At 39.3% G+C, this 23,002-nt stretch carries 17 protein-coding genes, 5 pseudogenes and 1 riboswitch; of the genes and pseudogenes, 14 read left to right on the top strand and 8 right to left on the bottom strand.

Annotation, left to right across the window (positions count from 1 at the left end; translation table 11 throughout):
- Positions 1-12 precede the first annotated feature (12 nt).
- Together ACH97_RS02795 and ACH97_RS02790 are read right to left on the bottom strand one after the other, a co-directional pair.
- Entirely contained in the window at positions 13-1,365 is a 1,353-nt protein-coding gene (locus ACH97_RS02795) for an amino acid permease (protein WP_043054522.1), read from the bottom strand.
- Between the two features lie 147 nt (positions 1,366-1,512).
- Positions 1,513-1,592: riboswitch (glycine riboswitch) on the bottom strand.
- Between the two features lie 237 nt (positions 1,593-1,829).
- The gene (locus ACH97_RS02790; protein ID WP_020453594.1) at positions 1,830-2,792 is read right to left on the bottom strand and encodes a helix-turn-helix transcriptional regulator; all 963 of its coding nucleotides are present in this window, start codon (positions 2,790-2,792) and stop codon (positions 1,830-1,832) included.
- A 109-nt stretch (positions 2,793-2,901) separates the two neighbouring features.
- On the opposite strand from ACH97_RS02790, the gene ACH97_RS02785 reads away from it, so the two are divergent.
- The 5 genes and pseudogenes from ACH97_RS02785 to ACH97_RS22685 form a co-directional block, all read left to right on the top strand.
- Entirely contained in the window at positions 2,902-3,387 is a 486-nt protein-coding gene (locus ACH97_RS02785) for a GyrI-like domain-containing protein (RefSeq protein WP_020453595.1), read from the top strand.
- Between the two features lie 21 nt (positions 3,388-3,408).
- Positions 3,409-3,873: a hypothetical protein gene (locus ACH97_RS02780; RefSeq protein WP_020453596.1), complete on the top strand. Its 465-nt coding sequence runs from the start codon at positions 3,409-3,411 to the stop codon at positions 3,871-3,873.
- A 213-nt stretch (positions 3,874-4,086) separates the two neighbouring features.
- A pseudogene (locus ACH97_RS24405) lies at positions 4,087-4,176 on the top strand (hypothetical protein); the annotation flags it as partial.
- Positions 4,177-4,685: 509 nt separating this feature from the next.
- Positions 4,686-6,611: a fructose-1,6-bisphosphatase gene (gene fbp / locus ACH97_RS02775; RefSeq protein ID WP_023856838.1), complete on the top strand. Its 1,926-nt coding sequence runs from the start codon at positions 4,686-4,688 to the stop codon at positions 6,609-6,611.
- A gap of 109 nt (positions 6,612-6,720) precedes the next feature.
- A pseudogene (locus ACH97_RS22685) lies at positions 6,721-7,166 on the top strand (FAD-dependent oxidoreductase); the annotation flags it as partial.
- Between the two features lie 27 nt (positions 7,167-7,193).
- On the opposite strand, the pseudogene ACH97_RS23600 reads toward ACH97_RS22685, so the two are convergent.
- From ACH97_RS23600 to ACH97_RS24400, 3 pseudogenes are all read right to left on the bottom strand, one after another.
- Positions 7,194-7,505 (bottom strand): annotated as a pseudogene (locus tag ACH97_RS23600) (sensor histidine kinase); the annotation flags it as partial.
- Positions 7,496-7,639, bottom strand: a pseudogene (locus ACH97_RS23910) (NAD(P)H-dependent oxidoreductase); the annotation flags it as partial. The pseudogenes ACH97_RS23600 and ACH97_RS23910, both read right to left, overlap by 10 nt.
- Positions 7,638-7,844, bottom strand: a pseudogene (locus ACH97_RS24400) (thioredoxin reductase); the annotation flags it as partial. The pseudogenes ACH97_RS24400 and ACH97_RS23910, both read right to left, overlap by 2 nt.
- Positions 7,845-8,399: 555 nt before the next feature.
- Here ACH97_RS24400 and ACH97_RS02760 point away from each other — a divergent pair.
- From ACH97_RS02760 to ACH97_RS02720, 9 genes are all read left to right on the top strand, one after another.
- On the top strand, positions 8,400-9,320 hold the full coding sequence (locus ACH97_RS02760; RefSeq protein WP_041817479.1) for an iron-hydroxamate ABC transporter substrate-binding protein: 921 nt from the start codon (positions 8,400-8,402) through the stop codon (positions 9,318-9,320).
- 84 nt (positions 9,321-9,404) lie between these two features.
- Entirely contained in the window at positions 9,405-10,415 is a 1,011-nt protein-coding gene (locus tag ACH97_RS02755) for a FecCD family ABC transporter permease (protein WP_041817480.1), read from the top strand.
- On the top strand, positions 10,412-11,416 hold the full coding sequence (locus ACH97_RS02750) for a FecCD family ABC transporter permease (RefSeq protein ID WP_020453602.1): 1,005 nt from the start codon (positions 10,412-10,414) through the stop codon (positions 11,414-11,416). The genes ACH97_RS02755 and ACH97_RS02750 overlap by 4 nt, the downstream gene beginning before the upstream one ends.
- A 504-nt stretch (positions 11,417-11,920) precedes the next feature.
- On the top strand, positions 11,921-13,564 hold the full coding sequence (locus tag ACH97_RS02745; protein WP_020453603.1) for a DUF2075 domain-containing protein: 1,644 nt from the start codon (positions 11,921-11,923) through the stop codon (positions 13,562-13,564).
- The gene (locus ACH97_RS02740) at positions 13,561-13,872 is read left to right on the top strand and encodes a nucleotide pyrophosphohydrolase (RefSeq protein ID WP_020453604.1); all 312 of its coding nucleotides are present in this window, start codon (positions 13,561-13,563) and stop codon (positions 13,870-13,872) included. The genes ACH97_RS02745 and ACH97_RS02740 overlap by 4 nt, the downstream gene beginning before the upstream one ends.
- 265 nt (positions 13,873-14,137) lie before the next feature.
- A complete protein-coding gene (locus ACH97_RS02735) occupies positions 14,138-15,040 on the top strand; it encodes an ABC transporter ATP-binding protein (RefSeq protein ID WP_048350184.1) in 903 nt (300 codons plus the stop codon).
- Positions 15,037-15,774: an ABC transporter permease gene (locus tag ACH97_RS02730; RefSeq protein WP_020453606.1), complete on the top strand. Its 738-nt coding sequence runs from the start codon at positions 15,037-15,039 to the stop codon at positions 15,772-15,774. Before ACH97_RS02735 ends, ACH97_RS02730 begins: the two co-directional genes overlap by 4 nt.
- Positions 15,775-15,780: 6 nt before the next feature.
- Positions 15,781-16,920, top strand: coding sequence for a sensor histidine kinase (locus tag ACH97_RS02725; protein WP_020453607.1), 1,140 nt, complete (start codon positions 15,781-15,783; stop codon positions 16,918-16,920).
- A complete protein-coding gene (locus ACH97_RS02720; protein WP_020453608.1) occupies positions 16,917-17,519 on the top strand; it encodes a response regulator transcription factor in 603 nt (200 codons plus the stop codon). Before ACH97_RS02725 ends, ACH97_RS02720 begins: the two co-directional genes overlap by 4 nt.
- Positions 17,520-17,966: 447 nt before the next feature.
- On the opposite strand, the gene ACH97_RS02715 is transcribed toward ACH97_RS02720, so the two are convergent.
- From ACH97_RS02715 to rlmH, 3 genes are all read right to left on the bottom strand, one after another.
- The gene (locus ACH97_RS02715; protein WP_020453609.1) at positions 17,967-20,669 is read right to left on the bottom strand and encodes an ATP-dependent DNA helicase; all 2,703 of its coding nucleotides are present in this window, start codon (positions 20,667-20,669) and stop codon (positions 17,967-17,969) included.
- Positions 20,670-20,913: 244 nt separating this feature from the next.
- Positions 20,914-22,206: an AbiJ-related protein gene (locus tag ACH97_RS02710; RefSeq protein WP_048350183.1), complete on the bottom strand. Its 1,293-nt coding sequence runs from the start codon at positions 22,204-22,206 to the stop codon at positions 20,914-20,916.
- A 305-nt stretch (positions 22,207-22,511) separates the two neighbouring features.
- Positions 22,512-22,991, bottom strand: a complete 480-nt coding sequence (gene rlmH, locus ACH97_RS02705; RefSeq protein WP_020453611.1) for a 23S rRNA (pseudouridine(1915)-N(3))-methyltransferase RlmH — start codon at positions 22,989-22,991, stop codon at positions 22,512-22,514.
- Positions 22,992-23,002: the final 11 nt, after the last annotated feature.

The raw sequence follows: 23,002 nt of genomic DNA, 5'->3' as shown, positions 1-23,002 counted from the left end.
TAATTTGACTCATCATGTTCTTTTTGTCCTGTTTTTTTTCATCCAAAATAAAATAAACAATACAATAAACCATAGAGGAGTCAGCAGCAAGGCCGGGCGAGTCGCATCCGCATACAGCATAATCATGAGAATGACCGCAAACATCGCCAGGACAACATAATTGATAAACGGCGCGAATGGCGCTTTGAATGTTGATGCTGCGTGTAAGTGCGGACGGGTTTTCCTGTATCTAATATGGCTGACAAGAATCACACCCCACACCCATATGAAACAAATCGCGCTGATGGTTGTCACGATCCCAAAGGCTTGTTCCGGTATCAGTTTGCTTAATAGCGCTCCTGCTGACAGGACAATGGTTGATACCCATAACGCGTGACTCGGCACATGGTTTTTATTCAGCTTCGCAAAATTGGCCGGGCCCTGTTTCGTTTTACTTAAATTGTACAGAATCCGGCTTGTTGAAAACATCCCGCTGTTACAAGCAGACGCGGCTGACGTTAATACAACAAAATTAATGATTCCCGCGGCAAGCGGGATGCCGACTAAGCTGAAGGTTTTCACAAAAGGACTTTCCGCTGCATTCAGTTCCATCCAAGGGTTAATACATAATAAGACGATAAGCGCGCCGACGTAGAAAAATAAAATCCGTAAAGGAATTTTATTAATAGCCGATGGAATATTTTTTTTCGGGTTCGACGTTTCCGCCGCCGATACACCTACTAATTCCACACCGACATATGCAAAGATCACCATTTGGAAAGAAAGCAAAAAGCCTGAAAATCCGTTTGGAAACAAACCGCCATGCTCCCAAAGGTTGGTAACCGAAACCGTTCCTGTATGCGTCTTAAACCCGATCACCAGCAAAATAACACCGATGACAATTAACGCAAGAATCGTGATCACCTTTATTAAAGCGAACCAAAATTCCAATTCTCCAAAAAGCTTGACAGTCAACAGATTGAGCCCTAATAAAATGAGTAAACAGATAAGTGCAGGGACCCACTGCGGAATATCAAACCAATATTTCACATAGACACCGACGGCAATCACATCCGCCATAGCCGTCATAATCCAGCAAAACCAATAGGTCCACCCGGTGACAAACGCCGCACGCGGCCCCAGATACTCCTCGGCAATATCGGTTAACGATTGATAACCCGCTTTAGATAACAGCAATTCTCCCAGCGCCCGCATCACGAAAAAAAGCGCAATACCTACAATGAAATACGCAAAGATGATAGAAGGACCCGCCAATTGAATCGCCTTACCGGAGCCTAAAAACAACCCGGTGCCAATCGTCCCGCCAATAGCGATAAGCTGTACGTGCCGATTGGATAAGTCCCTCTTTAATTCCCGCTGTTCCACATCAAACTCCTCCTTACCTCTCTAGTGAACGACGAGCAGTAAAAAAGCCCATAAAAAAAGAGATTGGATGTCCTCCAATCTCGCGGTCATAAGAATATCAAAATATATTTGTGCCGCTGACAATCATCAGCACGACAAATACATATTCGGTACTCTTCTGTCCTTTTGCCTGAGATTGTGAACCCTTCGGCGCCGCAGAATTCCGCGGTCTCTCCAGAAGCTGCTCCTGCTGTAGTTCGACCCACAGCAATCATAGCTTGCATGTATTGAGTTTTTCGATAGAGATAATTACTATCGGATAACTTTTAATTTTAATAGAGGTTGAGTGATTTGTCAATGGTCCTATTTATAGTTAACGCTAGTATTCTTAAACTCACCTATACTAGCGACAATATTTTCACCTGGTTTATAAATCAGCTTCTATTACGGAATCCTTTCGAAAATTGGGGTTTAACTGGCACTGCTCATGGGCAGAATAAGCATAATCTCTCTTGTAAACCTTCTAATACTTCTTCTGGTACTTCCCTGACCTTGATATCTTCACCTAGGAAAAGCAGCCAATTTGTTATTTCGGACAATTCTTCGGGATGATTCACATTGATAAAAGTCTTTAGAATGGCTGCGGTTTGATAAGGATTCGTATAGGAAATTGAAATTTTTAAAGGATGATATTTTTTGAATTGGGCAATCGCCTGTGGACCAAGTTCAAGGACAAGGTTGATTACTTCTTCCTGCTTACCTAGTTTCTCTAAAATCTTTTTCTTACTTATTCTTTTTTTCACAGCGTATGGTTTGACATTGGTAAGATTGTCCACAGGGAAAATCCTCCTCCTTTCATCCTTTAAGTCAAAGCCTTCAATCAGCCAAAGGCCTTTTTCATGATAAAGGTGCAGAAGATAAATGGGATAAGTCTTTATTACCTTCTCTTCTTTGATGGTAATCAATAAATAGCTATCCAAAAGAAGGAGCTGGATGAGTTTTTCTAACATGGGATGGGGGAGATCTGAAAGCTCAAGCAGGTCGGGATTATTGGGGTTTGTCCCTTCAAAAAGCAAGATTCGATTTAAAAAAACTAGGGCCTCTTGCTGGTTTTCTGAGATAAGGCCCAGTAATTTTTCAGCTAAAGACTGACGGCTCTTTAGATAAGGGAGTTGTTGATTTCTTGTAGCCATAAAAGCGATAAAAAGAGCTTTAATCTCATGATCGGTAAAGCGAACAGCAGGCAGGACAGAGTGGTTCATGACAAAATAACCCCCGCTCCTTCCAACTTCAGCAACAAGCGGCATCCCCATAGCTTCAATTTCCCTGATATCCCTGATAGCTGTCGAACGAGAGATGTGAAATTCCTGCATGATTTCAGAAATTGTAAAGTGGGCGCGGTTGTTGATATACCGCATGATGATATTAATCCGTTCAACTTTTTTCATCGGGGCCTCCTAAACAGTATCATTTTTTGACATGATTTAAGGTTATTATAAACGCATCAAGTGAAAAGACAAATCATTTGATTATTTTAAAAAAAGGAAGGTTTTGAATATGAAAAATTACACGCTGGAGGAAAAAGACAGCTTTACCGTTTTTGGTATTGGAACGGAGCTTGAGAGCGATTACACAGATTCTGCTGGCATAAATAAGGAAAAGGCAGACTTTTGGGCGGCCGTCAAACAAGATGGAAGGCTTGACACTTTAAAAGCCATAGCTACAAATGACTATATTTTTGCCGTGAACGAAGCGGTAAACAACAAGATGATGCATTATGCTGGCGTGATGACAGAGGCAGAGGCGTCGGTGGCAGGAGAAACCAGAGTTATCCAATTTCCTAAGGGGGAATACCTGGTTGTTAAAGGGGAAGGGAAGACGGCTGATGAGTTGAGCAATAAGCTTACTGGCATTGCCTTCGGTCAAGTCTTGCCGGAAGCAAAGAATTTTGCCTATGTTGGCGGGCCGAATGCAACGGTTGAGATGGGGCAGCGAAACGGCTTAGTATTCGGTGAAATGTGGATTCCTGTTGTTAAGAAATAAAAAGATAAAGGAGCGCTGGAATTGTCCTATATCGTTGATTTTAAAAATGTCTCTACGGTTGGATTAGAGTCTTCACCTGCAGCAGAAGCACTTGCTGGTTTACGTGCTAATGAAGCCCGTTACTTTATGAACAAATACAAGCATGAATTTACGGTTGTACCAGCCAGCGAGTCCTGCGAGACCCTTGATTATGTGAACCGAATTTTGAAAGAAGAACGTGATATTGAGTTTGCGGCCAAACCTTTAGAAACGTCGCGTTTTCAAGTGGAAAATATCAAAATTGCCTATGTTTTTTATGAGGATGGTCTTGCAGTCAACGTCATGTATACGATTGATGATCCTAAAAAGCGGGCCGTTGGGTTTAAGCTTTCTGAGGGGATGGAGGTACCAAAGGAGTTAGAAGGGAAGTTTAAGTTTGCTAGGCAGAAGTCTAAATTAGCTGGAACCATTAGGGGCTCCTACTTTGTCATTAAAGGAGAATATTAAAGTAAAAAGCGTAAGTGCCGGAATTCAGTCATTTTTCGTATTTGATCATTCTTTTTCTTTATTCGGATAAGAAAAACTTGGTTGAGCAAAAAAGCAAATTCAGCACAAAGCAAAAACAACAACCATTCATGCATTCAAATGACAAAACAGCACCTCTCCATCAAATTTGAAGGTGCTGTTATTTTTTTAGCGTAAACCTTATTGACGACTTATGGTAAGGCTGGTGCAAATGCAGCTATCCACCCTGCCCGTAAAGGCATCCGCACAGGGATTGTCGCTGAACGCTTCGGTGGTCAAGTTCTTGGCGATGATAAAAAGCCCCATAACAAAGAGACCGGATGTCCTCCAATCTCGTGGTCATAAGAATAACAAATCATATTTGTGCCGCTGACAATCATCAGCACGACAAATACTGCTTAAGATTGTAAAACCCTTCCGCGGTCTCTTCAGAAGCTTCCCCTGCTATAAGTACGCCCTACAGTAATCATGGCCTGCTACGTATTGAGTTTTCATTCCTCTCATTTCTGAAAACGAGACAATCCTGCGATAGAAAAATGACCAAGCCAAAGCCGGGTTACTTCCTAAGCTGAAATGCGGTGTCCGATTAATGTTAAAGAAGCCTTCTCAAGCTTTCTTTCCGCTCATCTCAGCGCCTCTTTCCCTCGTTTTGATTGTCTCAAAAAGGAGTTATGCGGTACTATCATATAAAGGTCAATTATTTAAAAATAATGTCATACTTTTAAAATCACCTTATCATGCAAATGCTCGTACATAGGGGGACAGCTCCTATTCTAAAAAGGGGATGGATGATTTTGGAAACCAAATATTTAGATTTACTCGCACAAAAATACGATTGTGAAGCAAAAGTGGTAACGGAAATCATTAATTTGAAAGCGATACTGAACCTGCCGAAAGGCACCGAGCATTTTGTCAGTGATTTGCACGGGGAATACCAGGCATTCCAGCACGTGCTGCGGAATGGTTCAGGAAGAGTAAAAGAGAAGATACGCGATATTTTCAGCGGTGTCATTTATGATAGAGAAATTGATGAATTAGCAGCATTAGTGTATTATCCGGAAGACAAACTGAAGTTAATAAAACATAATTACGATACGAAAGCATCGTTAAACGATTGGTATAAAGAAACGATTAATCGAATGATTAAGCTCGTATCTTATTGCTCTTCCAAGTATACCCGCTCCAAATTACGCAAAGCACTGCCCTCTCAGTTTGCTTATATTACGGAGGAGCTGCTGTATAAAACAGAAGAAGCTGCCAACAAAGAACAGTATTACTCCAAAATCGTAGATCAGATCATTGCGCTTGGCCAAGCTGATAAGCTGATCACCGGTCTTGCATATAGCACGCAGCGATTGGTTGTGGACCATCTGCATGTTGTCGGCGATATTTACGACCGCGGACCGCAGCCGGATCAGATTATGGAAGAACTAATCAACTATCATTCAGTCGATATTCAGTGGGGAAATCACGATGTCCTTTGGATAGGCGCTTATTCAGGCTCTAAAGTATGCCTGGCAAATATTATCCGCATCTGTGCCCGCTATGACAACTTGGATATTATTGAAGACGTGTACGGCATCAATCTGAGACCGCTCTTGAACCTTGCCGAAAAATATTACGATGATAACCCATCTTTCCGTCCGAAAGCAGACGAAAACAGACCGGAAGATGAGATTAAGCAAATCACAAAAATTCATCAAGCGATTGCGATGATCCAATTCAAGCTTGAAAGCCCGATTATCAAGAGACGGCCGAACTTTAATATGGAAGAGCGGCTGTTATTAGAGAAAATAGATTACGACAAAAACGAAATCACGCTGCACGGAAAAACATATCAGCTGGAAAACACCTGCTTTGCGACAGTGAATCCGGAGCAGCCAGATCAGCTATTAGAAGAAGAAGCAGAAGTCATAGACAAGCTGCTATTCTCTGTCCAGCATTCCGAAAAGTTGGGCCGCCATATGAATTTTATGATGAAAAAAGGCAGCCTTTATTTAAAATATAACGGCAACCTGTTGATTCACGGCTGTATTCCAGTTGATGAAAACGGCAATATGGAAACGATGATGATTGAGGATAAACCGTATGCGGGCCGTGAGCTGCTTGATGTATTTGAACGATTCTTGCGGGAAGCGTTTGCCCACCCGGAAGAAACCGATGATCTGGCGACAGATATGGTCTGGTATTTATGGACAGGCGAGCACTCCTCCCTTTTTGGAAAACGCGCTATGACGACCTTTGAGCGGTATTTCATTAAAGAGAAGGAAACACATAAAGAGAAGAAAAACCCGTATTACTATTTGCGTGAAGACGAGGCAACCTGCCGAAACATCCTGAAAGAATTCGGCCTCAACCCGGATCATGGCCATATCATCAACGGCCATACACCGGTAAAAGAAATCGAAGGAGAAGATCCGATCAAAGCAAACGGAAAAATGATCGTCATCGACGGCGGCTTCTCCAAAGCCTACCAATCGACAACAGGTATCGCCGGCTACACGCTGTTATACAACTCCTACGGCATGCAGCTCGTCGCCCATAAACACTTTAATTCCAAGGCGGAAGTGCTGAGCACCGGAACTGATGTCTTAACGGTGAAGCGATTAGTGGATAAAGAGCTTGAGCGGAAGAAAGTAAAGGAAACGAATGTTGGTGAGGAACTCTTGAAGGAAGTAGCTATTTTGGAGAGATTGCGGGAGTATCGGTATATGAAGTGAGGAAATGTGGAGTTCAGGGATCATTCTCTGGGCTCTTTTTGACGGTTTTCCACTTCGTACAGCAAATTGCTAACAAGGTCTGGTTTTCTGCTCGTTCATAGATAAGTAAGCGGCGATTGATCTCGCAGGCATCGTCAACCATGTCACTGTTCTTGAGTTCGCACCGGAGCTGAAGGCAGAGGAAGTCCTGCAAAAACGCCTCTACAGCCTGTCAAACGCGACTGTAGTGAAACATGTACAAATGAAAGAAATTACAGGTGACCTAAACGTAAACGGCATCACTTACATGGATCGTGAAACAGGCGAAGAACAACACGTTGAACTCCAAGCTGTCTTCGTCAAAATCGGTCTCGTGCCAAACACAGAGTGGTTAGACGGATCAGTCGAGTGCAACCGCATCGGCGAAATCGCAGTCGATAAACGCGGCAAACAAGCACCCCCGGCTTATTCGCGGCCGGCGACTGCACAGACGGCCCGTACAACCAAATCATTATTTCGATGGGATCGAGGGCAAATACCGCATTAGGGGCGTTTGATTACCTGATTCGCAACTAATCTATCAAAAAAGCTATTGCTGAGTTTTCAGCATAGCTTTTCTCTTTCCAAGGGAAGCCATCCTTCCAGCAGCGCGCCTCCTTCAGGATCATTTCCCGCCGTCAGATCGCCTCCGTGCCGTCTCATGATCCTTTGTGAAATCGTCAACCCCAACCCGGCTCCTCCGGTCGACCGGCTTCTTGATGCTTCCCCGCGATACAAGGGCTCAAATACACGGCGAAGCTCCTCCGGGGAGAGTCCCTGCCAAGTATCTCGAACCGTGAAGATGACGTTGTCACGATCCTTATCACACTGAACAACAATCTCGCCAGCGCCGGGTATATGTCTAACCGCATTTTCTTGATTCCTATAAAGTGAAACACCGCTCTTTTCATCAACACTTTGTGACTGTTATTCAACAGAAATAAAGGGTACTTCTCAGGGCCTTTCATAGTCGAAATACAGACGACCGACTTTCCTTTCAAAAGCCCTCCTTGTATAATGATTTTGACCTGACGTCGCACTTAGAAAAAATGAGTATCAATTCTATTTTTTCATTCAATACCCCACTGTTGGATCAACGGTCAATCCATTAACATCCCAAATTATTTTCTACAAATAAACAAGGATTTCCCCGCCAAGTTTCGGCCAATATTCAATTAGCTTCATCTCTCTTAACCCGCTATAAAAGGTTGAATATCATCCTGTTGATTCATCACCGTTCACTCCCAAACATCATTCGTAATTGATTATCAATGATAAGTTATTAAACTTGTTTTCATCATAATTAATTTTTTCTTTCTAAAAGTTTTCACTTTCATGAGGGTACTATGATAAGGACATAATTTTTACATTGACATATTGAAAAATGAAATATATATTTATTGTTGATATTGATAATCATTATCGTTTATTTTCATTCTGCGGTTCATTCAGCTATTTACTGAAGAATTAAATACTGGCTCTGGAGGACGTTTAATTGTAAAAAGTCTCTGTGTAACGATTCCAGATAAAAAGGAACAACCATATCCTGAGGTCAGCGCCAATGGAATTGCTATGGCGCTTGTACGGGAGACGGACATGATTTACATCGAGCTGCTCGTTTTTTTCGGATTATATCATTGCATTAAAGACGGCGAAGTCGTGAAGCTGGGCTTGTGAAGAGGCGAGTACTGCGGGAAGTCTTTCAAATTGGCCCGAGAACAAATAAACCGAAGTGTGTTACTTACAATTTATTAAGAGGTGAAAATGAGCATGAAGAAACTATTAATCCCGTTTATGCTACTGCTGACGCTTATGATTAGTGCATGCGGCAATGAAGAGTCAGCAACAAAGGATAGCGGCTCAGCAAAAAAAGAATCTAAAACGATTACATACCAAGCGGAAACAGGACCAATCGAAGTTCCAGCCGATCCGCAAAGAGTTGTTATGCTTTCAGGGTACACCGGAAATGTGTTAGATTTAGGAGTCAACGTTGTCGGTGTAGACACTTGGTCTAAAAACAATCCAACCTTTAAAGAAAAGTTAAAAGATGTTCAAGAAGTTTCAGAAGATGACCTAGAAAAAATTATTGAATTAGAGCCAGATTTAATCATCGCGTTATCAACGGTAAAAAATTTAGACAAATTAAATGAGATCGCTCCTACTGTTACTTATACATGGGGTAAAGTAGATTATTTAACTCAGCACGTGGAAATTGGCAAGCTACTAAACAAAGAAAAAGAAGCCCGAGCATGGGTTGACGACTTTAAACAGCGGGCAGAAGAAATCGGAGAGGATATTCGCACAAAAATCGGCAAGGATTCAACTGTATCTGTTATTGAAGCATATGGGAAAGATCTTTATGTTTACGGTAATAACTGGGCGCGCGGTACAGAAATCTTATATCAAACGATGAAACTAAATATGCCTGAAAAAGTAAAGAAAGACGCATTAAAAGCAGGGTATTATACGTTATCAGCAGAAGTGCTTCCAAAATATGCGGGAGATTATGTCATTTTAAGTAAGTACTCTGATGCGAATACATCTTTCCAAGAAACAGACACATACAAGAACATTCCAGCTGTCAAAAATGGACATGTCATTGAAATGCAAGGTGAAGGCGCATCATTCACTGACCCAATCACACTTGAAAAGCAACTAGCATTCTTTAAAAAAGCGTTTCTAGGAAACTAAGACTAGAAAAGCAGAGGTCTATTGAAAGGGGTTGGCCAAAGGGCAGCCCCTTTCCCATTCTAAGAAAGGAAAATGATGAGCTTTATGATAAGAAAAACTCAATCTTTTACCTCATTTGCCTTCAAACTCATCTTAGGAATTCTAGTGTTTATTGGTATGTTTTTTATGGCAATGGTATTTGGAGCTGCAGACGTTTCAGTTGAAGATGTATGGTTGGCTCTTTCGTCTTCTGCAACCGGCGATCATATTTCGATTATCCGTGATATTCGGTTACCTCGTGAAATAGCTGCGATTTTTGTTGGCGCAGCTCTTGCTGTCTCTGGTGCAATCATGCAAGGTATAACAAGAAACCCACTTGCCGATCCAGGTTTACTAGGATTATCTGCCGGGGCTTATGCAGCATTGGCTGTTACGATCGCTTTCATTCCATCAGCCAATTACTTTTTGACGATGGTTGCCTGTTTTATTGGAGCCGCAATCGGTGCCTTGTTGGTTTTTGGTATTGGTTCGATGAAAAAAGGCGGATTCTCTCCTTTCCGTATTGTATTAGCGGGTTCTGCTGTTTCCGCCTTTTTATACGCCATTGCTGAAGGGATTGGCCTTTATTTTAAAATTTCTAAAGATATCTCGATGTGGACAGCAGGAGGGATGGTTGGAACAACTTGGAATCAACTACGAATCATCGTACCTTTTATTATCATTGGAATTGTTGTTTCCTTTTTCCTCTCGAGACAACTTACCATTCTCAGCTTAAATGAAGAAGTTGCAGTTGGCTTAGGTCAAAATATCATCAGAATTAAAATCCTTCTATTTATTATCATTATCATTCTCGCGGGAGCATCTGTTGCTCTGGTTGGCAATATGACCTTTATCGGTCTTATGATTCCTCATATTGTTCGGGCAATTGTTGGAACCGATTATCGTTTTATTTTACCAATGTCTGCAACTTGCGGAGCTACTTTTATGCTATTTGCTGATACACTTGGCCGTACCTTAAATGCACCATATGAAACACCTGTTATAGCCATTGTCGCTATGCTTGGTTTACCGTTCTTCCTGATCATTGTCCGAAAGGGAGGAAAAACACTCTCATGATACATTCAGCATTAATCAAAAAACAGCGAATGATTTTATCGATTTCTCTAATACTCATCATAGCTACAGCTATTATTGGGATGGGAATAGGCTCTGCTAGTTTATCTTTTGACAGACTCATCTACACTCTATTAGGTCAAGGAACCTTTAAAGAGGAATTTATATTATATTCTATTCGATTGCCTCGAATATTGATTACTTTATTAGCTGGGATGGCACTTGCTATATCAGGTGCTATTTTGCAAGGAATCACAAAAAATGATTTAGCTGATCCAGGCATTATTGGGATTAATTCCGGTGCTGGGGTTGCCATTGCCGTTTTCTTTTTATTTGTCCCGACTGAAGCTGGATCATTTGTTTATATGATTCCAATTGTTGGCTTTATAGGAGCAATTATAACGGGCTTCTTCATTTATCTGTTAGCCTACAACAAAAATAGTGGTATGCAACCTATAGGCTTAGTCCTCATCGGAGTCGGATTCTCAACTGCACTTTCCGGAGCAATGATTGTCATTATTTCTTCTACTGAACGGACAAAAGTTGATTTCATCGCCAAATGGCTGGCGGGAAATATTTGGGGGGCAGATTGGCCATTTATTTGGGCTCTCCTGCCTTGGTTAGTCATCTTGATTCCGTTTACTTTGTACAAAGCAAGTCGACTAAATCTATTAGGATTAAGCGAGCCTGTAACCATTGGGGTTGGGGTTTCCATTGAAAAGGAGCGGATCGTTTTGCTTTTAACAGCTGTCGCATTAGCGGCTGCTGCCGTTTCTGTCACAGGAGGTATTTCCTTTATCGGATTAATGGCCCCACATATCGCCAAAACTTTAGTAGGACCCAGAAATCAACTATTTATCCCTGTTGCTATTCTACTTGGCGGTTGGTTCTTATTATTCGCCGACACAATCGGACGTAATATCATTGAAACCACTATACCGGCTGGAATCATGGTCTCATTAATCGGGGCACCTTATTTTATTTATTTGCTATTGATAAAGTAAAATCCATAAAAACGAGGCTGTTCCAATGAGTCTCCAAAAATTCATTTCAAAATAGACCCATTAAATCAAACCCTTTGGTAGTCCATTTTGCAGAGGTGGTATGAAAGGAAGGAGTTTTCTCTTTTCAGACGACCTCTTTTATCTATTAGAGTGAAAATCTAAAAAAACCTCATTTACTTATGATACGCTCCCCACCTGATTCTCCATATCATGATAAATTGTTCTAGCAACACTTCTTCCGCAGCTCACGGTCATGTTTAATTCTTTGATCCAATGCCGTTCTGATCTGATTAACAGCCACCTTCTATCGAGGCTTGGCTACTAAGTTTTATTTCAACAAAAAAACGCTTTGTTATAGCTGCTTCCTTGTCATCATAGAGTCCGTGACAACCGCACGCCGCTTTTTCTGACTCTTTCTCCGGAAAATATTTGCATACTTATATCAATAGGCTGCCATAAATATGGTACTATTATTTTAAAAAAAGAGATTCAGAGGCTGAAACAATGAATGAACTTGTGTTTGAAAAAAGAGAATTTACTTCAGATCATGTGAATGTTGTAAAAGCAATGCATATAAATAACTATCCGATTGTGTACATCCTTTATAATGAGAAAAAGAAACCGACTGCATATATTGGGCAAACGGTTCAAGCTGCACGGCGTTTGAAGAATCATATAGATGATGAAAAGCGAAAGAAATTGAATCGCTTTATATTAATCGGGCATGAGAAATTTCATCAGTCTGCGACATACAATATTGAATCAAATTTAATTAACTATTTTATCGCAGATAACCGCTATCAGCTTCAAAACGTGAGCCAGACAAGGTCTAGGGAAATGCACAATTACTATCAGAAACCCTTTTATAATGAAAATATCTTTCAAGTCATTTGGGAGAAGCCGAGAAAAGAGAAAATTGTGAGCGATTCTCTTGAAAACCTTAGGAATAAAGACATTTATAAGTTATCTCCTTATAAGGAGCTCTCCCCTCAGCAGCTTGATATTAAAAATAAGATCCTTAATTTCTGTAAAGAACGTATACAAAAAGAAGGAAATCATGTCATTGTTATTGAAGGAGACGCCGGCACAGGGAAAAGTGTCCTGTTAAGCTCTCTGTTTAATACAATTCAAGATTTGGCGAAGAGCGAAGACTCTTTTTTGGAAGAAACAGATAATTACTTGCTGGTAAATCATAGCGAAATGCTGAAGACTTATAAAAGTATCGCCAACAGCTTACCGAATTTGAAGAAAAAGAGTCTCATGAAGCCAACACCTTTTATTAACGAGAAAACAAAGACGGGAGCAACAGCGGATATCGTATTAGTAGACGAAGCTCATCTGCTTCTGACAAAGGAAGATTCCTATAACAATTTCCGCTACCAAAACCAGCTGGATGAGATCATTAAGCGAAGTAAAATCACTGTTGTGATCTTTGATCCAAAACAAGTCTTAAAGATTAAAAGTTATTGGAACGATAGATTGCTCGAAGAAATCATCAATCAGTATGATGCGAAAACTGTGAAACTTACAGACCAAATGAGAATGAATGCCAATCCAGAAACGATGAAGTGGATTGACAGCTTTGTTGAAAAGAAAATTCTTTCTTTGCCGACTGAAGACTCCTCCTTCGAGCTAAAAATATTCGATGATGCTGCTGCGTTTAAGAAAGCCATTGAAAGTAAAAACAACAAAGACGGGCTCTCTCGGATTGTCTCGACATTTGATTATTTACATAAAAAAGATAAAAAGACGTACATCGTTGATGAAGAAGGGATTAACATGCCCTGGAACAGCACCCAGGATAAAGTGACATGGGCCGAAAATCCGACTTCAATTAAAGAAGTCGGCTCCATTTATACTGTTCAAGGGTTTGATTTAAATTACGTCGGCGTCGTTCTCGGCCCTTCCGTAAGCTATGATGAAGACAACGACGAACTGGTAATTAATACTTCCAAATACAAAGATACAGGGGCATTCATTTCTCGTACAGATTTGTCGCCAGAACAGAATGAACAAGTTAAAGAACAAATTATCTTAAATTCAATAAATGTCCTGATGAAACGGGGCATTCACGGCCTCTATATTTATGCGACAGACCCTAAATTAAGAAAAAGACTACTCGAGTTAGAAAGGGGAAAATCATCATGAGTGATATCCAAAACCTAATCAACGCAATCAACGAATTCAGAGATGAACGAAACTGGAGACAATACCATAACCCAAAAGACCTCGCCATCTCAATCTCCATCGAAGCAGCCGAGCTGCTCGAAGACTTCCAATGGATCAGCAGTGAAGAAGCACTCAAAGCCAATAAAGAAAACATCCGTGAAGAAATCGCAGATGTTTTAATCTACTTATTCATGTTATGTAACGATCTTGGACTGGATGTAAAAGAGATTGTGGAAGAGAAGATTGTGAAGAATGGGAGGAAGTATCCGGTTAATCATAATGGTTGAGACTCTCCTTTTAAGTAGAGAGAGCTTCTTTCCCAATTGAAGACCGCTCTCTCTATCTCCATGATGCGTTGATGATGATGGCGCTCTGCTCGTTTACTTACCGTAATCTCCCCACTTCATTTGCTTTTTAGCACCGTTCGCTAGCTCCCTGTTATTTTTTTAAAAAATGACATTTGTCACCCGATTTTCATGACATCACTTACTAAAATCCGCCTCCCTCAGCTTATACAATGGAATGAGTAAATCAGGAGGTGGTCTGTAAGCCATGAGCGATGTTGTGAGCTTGACGAATGTGACAAAGACATTCCGCCAAAAAACGGCGGTTAATCAGATAGATTTTTCAATTAAAAAAGGAGAAATTATAGCCATTCTAGGGCCAAACGGCGCCGGGAAAACAACAACGATTTCTATGATATTGGGGCTGTTAAAACCGACGGCAGGCAATATCACATTATTCGGTTCCATGCCGCATGAAAAACGGGTGCGTGAAAAAATCGGCACGATGCTGCAGGAAGTCAGCGTCATGTCTGGTTTGCGTGCAGGTGAAATCATCGAACTCGTTAGGAGCTACTACCCAAAGCCTCTATCCTTTCAAAAGCTTAGAGCGTTGACAGGTTTGACAGACAAGGATTTAAAAACACAGGCGGAAAAGTTGTCAGGCGGGCAAAAGCGGCGTCTCGGCTTTGCCTTGGCGCTTGCCGGTGATCCAGAACTGATGATCTTTGACGAACCCACGGTCGGAATGGATATCACTTCAAGAAACCGCTTTTGGCAAACGGTTCAAACGCTCGCAGAGCAAGGAAAAACAATCATTTTTTCTACACACTACTTACAGGAAGCAGATGATGCCGCGCAACGAATCTTGCTGTTTAAAGACGGCAGCATAGTAGCTGACGGGACGCCGCTCCAAATAAAATCAAGAATATCGAAGCATTCAGTTTCATTTATAGTCGATCCCGAACAGTCGCTTGAAAAGCTGTATCAGCACCCGGAAATCAAACAGATTTTTCGTAAAAACAACCGGGTTTACATCGACACGGCCAATACTGACAAAATATTGGAACTCATTTTCGCAGAAAAGATCGCCGCTTATGATATTCAAATTGAACGCGGAAACCTTGAAGAGGCGTTTCGCCAGCTGACAGGCAAAGGAGACGATGTAAAATGAATGTATTTCAGATGCAATGCAGAATGGAAATCAAAAGAATGCTTCGAAACCGATATTTTGTCTTTTGGTCATTGGCCATGCCGATTGCTTTTTATTATATTTTTACAAATGTCGTCAATACGAATGCTCCGGACCCTGCGGCTTGGAATGCGCATTATTTAATGTCAATGACAACATTCAGCATCATGGGCTCTTCGATCATGACGCTTGGCATCCGCATGGTTCAAGAACGGACCCAAGGATGGTCGACGTTCATACGTGTAACGCCTCTTCCCGACCATATTTATTTTATCGCTCAAATGGCGGGGCAAAGCGTCATTCATATTCTTTCGATTACAGTCATCTTCTTAGCCGGCGCCTTGATTAACGGCGTTTCTTTATCCCCGTTGGAATGGTTCCTGTGCGGATTGTGGGCCCTGCTGGGCTCGCTCCCCTTCCTGGCGACTGGGACATTGATCGGGATGATGAAAAAGGTGGATACAGCAGCCGGAATCAGCAATGTGTTGTATATGGGGCTCGCTGTATGCGGAGGGATGTGGATGCCGCTTGAAATTATGCCAAAAATGATGCAGAATATCGGCTATTGGTTGCCGTCCTATCATTATGGCAGCGGTGCCTGGGAAATCGCTCAAGGTCAAATGCCAAACTGGAAAAGTATTCTCTTTCTATTAGTCTATTCAATCGTTGTTATGCTACTATCTAAATATATAAGAAGAAAACAAGAAGCGGTGTGAGTAAGAATGAAAAAAAACTTCAGCATGTTTCCAAAACGGTACGGCTTTTTTCCCTATATCTTTTTAATCTATTTACTGCTGCCTATTTCTTATTTGACGAATCAGACCTCGGGGATCAAACAGCTGATCGGTTTTGGACTCGTGCTGCTTTTCTTAGTGACGTACCGCCAGCTTTTTTTTATTTCGCCGCAAAAAAAATTATTTACTTATTGGCTGGCCATCCAGCTTTCGATCATTTTGATCTACACTGTATTTTATGATATCAATTTAGTCTTTTTAGGCTTTTTTTCAGCGAACTTCATCGGCTATTACAGGGAAAAAAAGATATTTCGGCGCGGGCTTGCCAGCCTGGTTGTTGTATTGGTCGCCCCTTTTATCTATCATCTGCTGAAAGATCCATCCCTGCTTAATCGGCTCTTTTATTTTCTGCCCTTTCTTGTGATTATGCTCATTTCACCATACGGCATCCGCTCCATGAACCGCCGCATGGAACTGGAACAAGAGCTTGATGAGGCAAATCAGCAAATTAAGGAACTGGTCAAACGCGAGGAGCGTGTACGAATTGCCCGTGATCTGCATGATACACTTGGCCATACTCTCTCACTGCTGACATTAAAAAGCCAGCTTGTCCAGCGTACCATCGCCAGCGACCCCGAACGGGCGCGAAAAGAAGCAAGAGAAATGGAAACCACATCAAGAGCAGCTTTAAAACAAGTCCGGGAACTCGTGTCTGATATGAAAACGGCAACGATCGCAGAAGAGCTCATCCACATCCAGCAAATCCTGCGGGCTGCAGACATCACATTCGAATACATGGGAGGTTCCGATTTTTCAAATATCTCTCCTGTCACACAAAACATTGTCAGCATGTGTATTCGCGAAGCCGCCACAAATATCGTCAAACACAGCCGCGCCACCCATTGCACCATTTCCATTTCTCAAACAGATGATAAAATAAGCATTACCATCAAAGACGACGGAATGGGGATGGATCAGCAAACACCATTTGGTAACGGCTTGCGCGGAATGAAAGAAAGACTTGCATTAATTGACGGCGCTCTCGACGTTTCAACCCATAACGGTACAGTTTTAAACATTACCGTTCCGATTGTAAAGAAAGCTGAACGAAAGGAAACAATCCAATGATTCGTTTATTTATTGCCGAAGACCAAAGAATGCTGTTAAGCGCGCTGGGGGCCTTGCTTGATCTTGAAGAAGACATGGAAGTGATCGGCCAGGCGACAAACGGCGAAGAAGCGCTCACCACCATTCTGAAGCTAGAACCGGACGTCTGCCTCATGGATATCGAAATGCCCGTCAAAAGCGGCTTAGAAGTGGCAGAAGAGCTGATGAAACGGGGCTCAAAAAGTAAGGTTATCATAGTAACAACATTTGCCCGCCCCGGCTACTTCGAGCGCGCCGTCAAAAGCAATGTCCACGGCTACCTGCTCAAAGACGGAGAAATCGACGACCTCGCAGACGCCATTCGAAAATGCACGGAAGGCAAGCGAATCTTCAGCCCGGAACTCAGCTTTGATGCCATCCGCAAGGTAAACCCGCTATCCGAACGGGAGCGGGAAATCCTGCGATTGGCGGCTTTAGGAATGACGACGAAAGAAATTGCCGCCGAGTTATTTTTGTCAGCAGGCACCGTCCGAAATTATATTTCTGAGATTATGCATAAGCTTGATGCGAAGAACCGGACGGAGGCGGCGAAGGTTGCTGAGGGGGAGGGGTGGATTTGAGTGTGGTATGGAGATTAGCAGTTTATCGTACGACATCTAACATTCACACTCTCGTTTTTTTTGAACAATCCCCTTAGTCAATTAGTTCACCAGAATATTCTTTTAGTTGTTCAATACCAATTTCTATCGCTCTTTCCTCTGTATCAATCAGTGATAAACCTTGATTAATTGGACTCCAATACTCATATGCATACTCGTCATCCCATTCAATCCATGTTTTTTATTTTAAATCTTTATTATTTCCCCCTACAACTATTGATAGATCTCCATTATAAATAAAAAGGACCCATACATATCAATTTTACATACAGTTTTACTGAATAACCCATGTTTAAATAAGATATATCCTATAATAAAATGCTTCTAATCAAAACGTATAATGTTTCAGAATATAGATTCCTTATGTGATTTTCAAAAATCTTTAAAGCCAGAGTATTATCTGACTAGCTAACTAAATTTTGATGATAATAGGGAAACATCCCTTCTGTTATTTTTTCTTTCCAGTTTGCTTAAAACTTTCTTCTCCGTTTCTGGTGACCAGTATATTTTTAATTTCTCCTTCGCCCGAGTTATTGCTGTATAAAATATATTGTGAGTAATCATTTCTTCAATCTCATCTGTAATAACGATTTTAACAGATTTATATTCCAACCCCTGTGCTTTATGGATTGAAACAGCATAGGCAACCTGGAATGGAACCACAGCCTCAGATGATAAATCATCATCTTCATCGGTACTTCTATACTTGTTAACAAAAAAGCTAATAATTGAATTACCATTATCAGAATTACCTATCAACTGAAAATCATATCTCGCTGCATCCAACTGATTTATTGCTTTATCCAGTTCAATATCGAATTGTATTTTATTATTAAACATTTCTATACCAACTATTTTCCCTTTTAAGTTGTTATAAATTAAAGGAGCAAATCTTTCTGACTCATTAAACAAAATAGGATCATTGACCTTATAGGTCTGAATACCCCAGTTATAAGCATAGTTTTCATTACTACTTTGCAAAAATCTATTAATATTATTTATTCCATAAAGACCATCATAATTTAAACATAGTATTATTTCATCTTCTCCAAAATGTTCAAAGATCGACTCATTCAAGCTGATGGAATAATTGTTTTTGGTAATGTGTTCTAATAAATCCTCTTCCATGTTTCTAACTTTATTCCACAACGTAAGCAACTTAGGATTACTAGTTCGATAAGGCTTTGTTAGCTCAAATACTGATGTTTCGGTAACAAAATAACGAGATACCTCGTACCAATTTCCAAAGACAATTGAGTCAATTTGATAAACATCTCCAACTAAAACTAATAATTTGAAGGATGCCTTTCTTAAAACTTTAAGCATATCTGAATTACTAACTGTACTGCACTCGTCAATAATTAACAAATCAAAATCTGTTTCACAATTCCTTTGTGTTATGAATTTCGCGATAGTTTTAAAAGTACAATTAGCAGTATTAACTCTCCTTTTTAAGTTATCCACAGCTGGATTAGTGTTTGCCAAATAGAGCTTCTTTTTATCGTTAAAAAAATTAGAAATGTGATTTATCATAGTTGATTTTCCAGTTCCGGCAGAACCGTATATAAAAGCTACTTTGGAGTTCTCAAACATTTTATTTAAATAAACTTTCTTCTCAACACAATCAATATCATATGCGGAAGATTGCAACCAAAATTGAACAGAGTTTGAGTAATTATCGATACCAGATGAAGCAAACTCTTTAAGTTTTTGTATTATACTTTGAGTATCCTCTTCATAACCATTTATATAAATATAATCTTTGTAATTCTCTAACCTTCTATGTTGATGCTTAGAATACAATTTACTGTTATAGATCTCCATAAAACCTTCGATAGCCTCAAAACCTATAATATCGCTCTTCGGTGTATATAATTGGCCTTTTATTTCTGTATTATTTTTAATAAATCTTGCAAAAATCTCATGACCTCGATTAGTTGTATCTATGCAGTCGAGTAAATCTGAAAGCTTAGGATTATGATTTTTTAATGATGTATTAAACGGCATTTGATCAAATGGGATACACCCATAGGCCAGATTTAGATTTGATAATATTTCGCAACCTCCTGATTCATATTGTTGTCTAATAACCTTGTTATTTAGTCTGTAAAGTAAATATCTAATTACATTACTTCCTGAAATATTCTTTTTTGTAAATTCGCGGCATTTATCTAGAACTTCAAAAAAAGGTGAAGACTTTAATTTTTGAACTACACGGTTTTTGATACTCATATATTCACTTTCTGAGAAATCAATGATTTCAACTAAATTAAATCCGGTTTCAGTTAGATATCTCATTAATCCGCGATACTCAGTATTTCCACTTTGTATTTTAGGATTAAGTCCAAATATTTTTGAAAAATTATTTAGTTCACAAGGACGAATTGAAACTTCCCACCCCTCAATAATTAGAATCGGCATTTTTTTCCCTAAAATATTTATAGTATTATTCTTAGTTGAAAGTTTAACAGCATAGTTATGTGAAAGATCTAGTTTTGTGAATGCAATAATTCTATCAAACTTACTTGTTCTATCATTAGCAACAGTTAGTGTCACTTCATAATAAACATTATAATCAACGAAAAATGGCTTTATTCTTTGGATATAGTACCGATCTTTATATATGCTATTGGTTCCAGACAAAGATGGTTGATTTATTTTCTCCGAAATTTTTTCATAATACTCTTTAAGATTTGAATCTATATTAATAGGGTACTTATCTATGTTAGTTAGTACATCGAGATCGAATTCAACTTTTAAAAATTTTTTTATTTTAAGTAGGTACTCATAGTACTTTAACATTAGTCTTTCAGAATTTTCCTCATTGAGAGTATAATGGGAGGCTGTAATCTGTAAGAGCTTATGGAATTCATTCAAAAACTTTAAATTACCTTTAGATTTAACATAATTATTTGCTTTCCCTATATTTTCATAGCTGTTCTCAATATCTTGTCCATGGGCATATGCTTTTAATGAAATATGTTCAACAAAATTTCTAAGTTGTGATAGAATATTTTGTGATAATAACCCCCTATCATAGGAGCCAAACATATCAATATTTCTGCAAATGACTTTATCAATATCTAAAATCTCAGTTTCAATTCTATTCAAAAACTTTCACCCCATTTATACTCCCTTCTAATGGTCTAACTGAAAAAACGGTAGATACTTTCCAAAAATTAAATGTAATGATTTAAGAAAGATTTCAGAGATTTTTGGAATAAAACTTAATATTAACAAAAATATGCAGATTTAGTGTGTGTTAAAAAGTAGGGCCGTAATAATTTGGTTCAGTAGATAATGATTAGTTAGTAGTACATCATTGAAACTATTCAAAAAGATTCTTATATTATATTTAAATTATTCTTCCATTATCTAAATATTGAATTCCAACCGTGATTAATGAAAGGCAACGTTTATAAAAGTATTCGTAATGCTCATCATCCTCAATATCTATTTTTGTAGTTTCATGATGACGAATTCTAAAGTTATTTCCAATGGTTGTTAGATCATAAAATTCTTTATCAAACATTTTTTTAAATGGTCCCTTTTTACCACTCATATCATCAATAATTCTATTTACTGATTTTTTCTTATCTAATGCTGGAGAATAATACGTTTTTAGCCTTTCAAACGCGTCCCAGAGTTTTTCAACAGCAATTTTTAAATTCCCATTTTCATAATATGTATTAGCTTCCTGAAGCAGTTCTTTGAGTCCTGCCTCGCCAATTGAAACTAATGTATTTTTGTTTAAATGAATGTCTGAAATACTTTCAATTTTTCCATTATTTAATTTTAAAGAAATGTCATTCAAATTTAATATTGCATTAATCTCTGCTACATAGTCATTATTGCAATGTTTCTCGAAAAATTCTATCATGTCTACCACACAATAAGGCGATGTGTAGTATATAAATTCTTTTAGGCTATCAGTTTCAACATACTGTTTTTTGTCATTGAAGCACTTAGGGGTGTAAAATTTCCTTATATCATTAAAAACCTCTTCACTTACCAAGACATCGTATTGCCATCCTGTTTCAGTCGTTTTTCTATAGGTATAATTATAGCTTTCTAATATTCGATAAATTTGATTTCTAGCTTTTCGATTAATTTTAAACACTGTTCTTTTATGTTTTATCGCTTTTTCATTCCTCTGAGAGAAAGGAATAAAAATCTCATTTTCTGGTTGATAAATTCTCCAACTATAGATGTCCCGGTTAGATATTTTTTTTGCAGGATAGAGTTCGTACCCATCATTTTGTAACAATTTGTTTATCTCAGTAAGAAACTCCTTCCAATACCCTTTCTCAAACCTAACTGCTGGATGAAATACCTCACAAATAAATCTTAAGTACATTTCATCGTTTCCACTTTTTAAATGAAACCGTTCATCCTCAAATACCCAACAATACTGGTAATCATCGTTGTTTACTGTATGCTGCCATATTTCATCTTCAGCATTTAAAAACCTAAAATCCAAACTCGGCATACTTTTCAAATTATATAATCTCTTGAGAAAATCAAGCTCATCCATTCGTCCGAAATAAGGGTAAGTAACTTTTTTCGTTTCAAATAATTCATCTATATCAATTCCATTCTGAAAAAAATCAAGAATATCACGCTTTGTTATTTCACTAATTCGGTTCACGACCCCAAAACACTCTCCTATCATAATTATCCAAAAGGATTCTGAATAAATTTTCAACAAAATTTGCATGTCCTTTAAAAGTTCATTTCAGCTAATTGACATAGATTCAATGTCACTTAAACAAACTGATAAGTCCCACTCTTTAGATAAAATATAGTTAGAGTTCGATTTTTCTGAAGTGAATATTTCCTAATATTCACACTTATCCACATGTTATATCGAGAAACGGATAATGAAAAACTTGTTTACATTAACCGTTCCTACAATATCAATAAAATTTCACCTTATTTTCAAATTTTTTGCCGCTATTTATGATAAGGCTCCCCCCGATTAATCCGAAACGCACGATAAACCTGCTCAAGCAAAATCAGCCTCATCAGCTGATGCGGGAACGTCATCTTCGAAAACGACAGCTTCTCATCTGCGCGCTTCAGGACGGCGTCGCTCAAGCCGAGTGAGCCGCCGATGACGAAGGCTACCTTGCTCTTTCCATATGTGGCGAGTCTATCCATATTATCGGCTAATTCTTCCGAACTTTTCATTTTTCCTTCGATTGCCAAAGCGATGACATGGGCGTCGGGGCTGATTTTGGAGAGAATTCGTTCGCCTTCTTTGTCTTTGACGATTTTCATGTCCTGGTCGCTTAGGTTTTCCGGTGCTTTTTCGTCCGGCAGTTCGATGATGTCGACTTTTGCGTATGCCGAAAGCCGTTTGATGTATTCGTCGATTCCTTGTTTTAAATATTTTTCTTTTAGTTTTCCGATTGCTACGATTGATATATTCACAGGTCATCCCC

Origin of the sequence: Bacillus paralicheniformis (assembly GCF_001042485.2) — a bacterium.
GTDB lineage: Bacteria > Bacillota > Bacilli > Bacillales > Bacillaceae > Bacillus > Bacillus paralicheniformis.
Note: the sequence above shows the minus strand (reverse complement) of the source record. Positions and strands in the feature narration are given on the sequence as shown.